The sequence below is a fragment of the Gordonia sp. (in: high G+C Gram-positive bacteria) genome, from assembly GCF_049299075.1.
GTDB lineage: Bacteria > Actinomycetota > Actinomycetes > Mycobacteriales > Mycobacteriaceae > Gordonia.
Window position 1 is genome coordinate 1 of record NZ_JBAQWU010000349.1, and the last position, 3,570, is coordinate 3,570.

The following is a 3,570-nucleotide window of genomic DNA, read 5'->3' on the forward strand; positions in this document are numbered from 1 at the left end:
GACTCGCCGTGACGCATCAGAATCAGCTTGCCGTTGCTCATAGCCTCAAGTCTCGCACACCCCAAAAGCCCTGTCGCCGAGAGCACTGACACAGACGGACCCTCCGTGGACCATTGGTCCACGGAGGGTCCGCATATGCCAGTGAGTGCGTCTACTTGCGCAAATCCTTGCGGAGAATTTTCCCGGACGCCGACTTCGGGATGGCCGCGATGAACTCGACCTGACGCACCTTCTTATACGGGGCCACGCGCTCGGCGGTGAACGCCATGACGTCTTCGGCGGACAGCTCCTGGCCGTCCTGCACCACGACGAAGGCCTTAGGCACTTCCTCACCCTCGTCGTCCAGCGCACCGACCACCGCGACATCGGCGATCTGCGGATGCGTCAGCAACAGGGCCTCCAGCTCGGCCGGCGGCACCTGGTAGCCCTTGTACTTGATGAGCTCCTTGAGCCGGTCGACGATAGTGACGCACCCGTCGGCGTCGACGGTCGCCATATCGCCGGTGTGCAGCCAGCCGTCGGCGTCGATGGTCGCGGCGGTCGCCGCGTCATTGTTCAGGTAGCCGACCATCACATTCGGACCGCGCACCCACAGCTCACCGGGCGCCGAGACGCCCTCGGCCGGGATGTCGATGTCGTCGCCGGTCGCCGGATCGACCAGACGGTTCTCGGTGTTCGGGACGGCCCAGCCGACCGACGCCAGCGGAGCCAGCTTGCCGCGGATCTGCTCGCCGCCGTCGAACGGGATGATGTGGCTCACCGGCGAGAGCTCGCTCATCCCGTAGCCCTGCAGCATGCGCAGGTTCAGGCGGTCGGCGACGGCCTGGCCCAGCTCGGCATCCAGCGGTGCGGCGCCGGAGATCATGGTGTGCACCGAGGAGAGGTCGTACTTGTCGACGACCGGGTGCTTGGCCAACGCGACGGCCACCGGCGGCGCGATGAACGCGTAGGTGATCTTGTGGTTCTGGATGCCTTCCAGGAACTCGATCATGTCAAAGCGCGGCATCACGAACAGCGAGGCGCGCGCCTTGAGCGCCGCGTTGAGCAGCACGGTCATCCCGTAGATGTGGAAGAACGGCAGCACGGCCAGCACGACGTCGTCAGCGGTCATGCCGTTGAGCGGTTCGATCTGCGCAACATTGGCCACCAGGTTGCGGTGGCTGAGCATCACACCTTTCGGGTTGCCGGTGGTGCCCGAGCTGTACGGCAGCACGGCCAGGTGCGTGGCCGGATCGAAGGTGGCCTCCGGAGCAGGCTCGCCGGAGCCCAGCAGGTCCGCCGCGTTCGGATGTCCGGTGGCGGCCTGACCTTCCCCGTCGAGGATGATGATGTTCTCGTCCGGCAGGCCGACTTCCTTGGCCGCGGCGATGGCCTGCGGCGACAGCAGCGAGATCGTGATGATCATCTTGGCCTGCGAGTCGACCAACTGCTTAGCGATGTCCTTCTCGGTGAAGAGCGCGTTGAGCGTCGTCGCCGTGGCACCGGCGCGGAGCACGCCATGGAAGATCGTGGCAAAAACCGGCACGTTCGGGGAGAGGATCGCCACCACGTCGGCGACGCCGATACCGCGGGCGGCCAGCGCACCGGCCGCCGCGTCGATCGAGCCGATTAGCTGACGGTAGGTGGTGGTCGCACCGGTACGCGCGTCGATCAGCGCGGTGCGCTCGAGGTCTGTTTCGGCGATTGAACCGAACAGATAGTCGTACACGGACAGGTTCGGGATCTCGACGTCGTCGTAGGGGTTGCGGAAGCTCATGAACATCCTTCGTCGGGTTGTATGCCGCCCAATCGCAGCAACGCAGATTGGCAAGGTTCCGCGTCACTTCTGGGGTGCCGCAGTAACCGCCCTCACTTTATGTTCGCTGCGGGAGGCGGGCCACACTGCCCCCACCTGGCCGCGTCAGTCCATCTCACCGCCGCCCGGGGTCGCCTCGTGCAGAGCGGCGGGCTCCCCATCACCGGGTAGCGGACTGATCTCCGGCAGCCGGTCCGGGTCGATCAGATGCGCAAAGGCCTCCAGATTTTTCATCGGTTCGCCGCGCGCGGTGCGCCAGGCCCACTCGCGGTGAATCGAGGTGAGGAAGCCGATCTCCAAGATCTTGTTGAAGTCGCCGTCGGCGGCTTCCAGCACCTGGCCGAGTACCCGGTCTACCTCCCCGGGCGTCAGTGCCTCCCCCGAAATCCGGCCGATCAGATAGATGTCACCGACGTTGTCCAGCGTGTACGCCACGCCGTACAACCGCCGGTTCCGCACCAGCAGGTAGCGGTACACGGCCGTGTGATTCTCATCGGCGTGGCGGCACACAAAAGCCTCGACGCGGACCCCGTGCGCACCGGTTGTCAGCAGTACCGTGGTCTTCAGTTTCTTCTCGCCGGGCAGTTCGACGACGAGGTGCGCAGCTCGCGCGGAACCGGAGGCTTTGCGCTCGTAGTCGATGCCGGATTCGGTGAGTGCCGCCTCCAGTGCGGCCAGATTCGCTGCGGCAGAGTCAGTCATGTTGTCATCCTCGGTCGGTTTTTGAGCCAGTGCCAGCCGCGGCGGCCCGCGGGGACTCGGCGGTGCGGACTGTCTGGGAAATCATCGATGGCCGCGCTGTACGAGGCGAGCAGGGCGTCGGTGGTGTGCTCCCAGGAAAAGTTCTGTGCGTGTTGCACGGCGGCGGCTCCGTAGCGCGCACAGCGGCCGGGATCGTCGAGCAGTGTGCCCAGTTCGGCGGTCCACCGGTCGATGTCGTGCCCAGGCACCAGGCGTCCGGTCACGCCGTCGCGGACCGCCACGCCGAGGCCGCCGACGTCGGCTGCGATCACCGGAATCCCGCTCGCCTGCGCCTCGATGGCGACGAGTCCGAAGCTCTCGGAGAAGCTCGGCACGGCGACCAGGTTCGTTGCACGGTAGACGTCGGCAAGCTGCCTCGGCGCCTGCGGCGGCAGAAAATCGACCCGGTCGACGACGCCGAGTTCGACCGCGAGATCGACCAGCGCGGTCGGCCGCTCCAGGCCGGTTCCCGACGGTCCGCCGACGATCAGCAGCCGGAGCCGCCCGCTGGCGTCACCGCGAATCAGCGGGGCCATCGCGGCCAGCAGCACGTCGGGCGCCTTCAGCGGCTGGATCCGCCCGACGAAGGTCACGTAGACCGCGTCCGCCTCCAACCCCAGCGCCGCGCGCGCGGCAGCCCGGGGGCCGGCCGCATAGCAGTCCAGATCCGCGCCCGGCGCGACCACGTCGATCCTGTTCGGGTCACCGTCGTAGTAGTCGATCAACTCGGCGGCCTCGGTCGTGGTGTTCGCAATCAGCCGGTCAGCTTCGGCCACCACCTGCTGTTCGCCGATCACCCGGCCCATCGGCTCGGCGGCGTCACCGTCGGCCAGTGCTGCGTTCTTCACGGCGGCCAGGGTGTGTGCGGTGTGCACCAGCGGCACCCGCCATCGGTCCCGCGCAAGCCAACCGACCTGCCCGGACAACCAATAGTGCGAGTGGATGAGGTCGTAGTAGCCGGGGGCCTGCGCGGCTTCGGCGCGCAGCACATTCGCGGTGAACGCGCACAGTTGCCCGGGCAGATCACGCTTGTC

Annotated in this window: 3 protein-coding genes; all 3 read right to left on the minus strand. The window is 67.0% G+C overall.

Features of this window, described 5'->3' with window-relative positions:
- Window positions 1–151 precede the first annotated feature (151 nt).
- Window positions 152–1,756, minus strand: a complete 1,605-nt coding sequence (locus WAW85_RS11050) for an AMP-binding protein (RefSeq protein ID WP_422559661.1) — start codon at window positions 1,754–1,756, stop codon at window positions 152–154.
- 144 nt (window positions 1,757–1,900) lie between these two features.
- A complete protein-coding gene (locus WAW85_RS11055; protein WP_422559662.1) occupies window positions 1,901–2,497 on the minus strand; it encodes a YbjN domain-containing protein in 597 nt (198 codons plus the stop codon).
- Window positions 2,494–3,570 (minus strand): D-inositol-3-phosphate glycosyltransferase (gene mshA, locus WAW85_RS11060; protein WP_422559663.1); only part of this gene is annotated, 1,077 nt, incomplete at its 5' end. The genes mshA and WAW85_RS11055, both read right to left, overlap by 4 nt.

Coding starts and splice junctions, on each gene's coding strand:
- WAW85_RS11055 (WP_422559662.1), bottom strand. CDS start 2,497: ATGACTGACTCTGCCGCAGCGAATCTGGCCGCACTGGAGGCGGCACTC.
- WAW85_RS11050 (WP_422559661.1), bottom strand. CDS start 1,756: ATGAGCTTCCGCAACCCCTACGACGACGTCGAGATCCCGAACCTGTCC.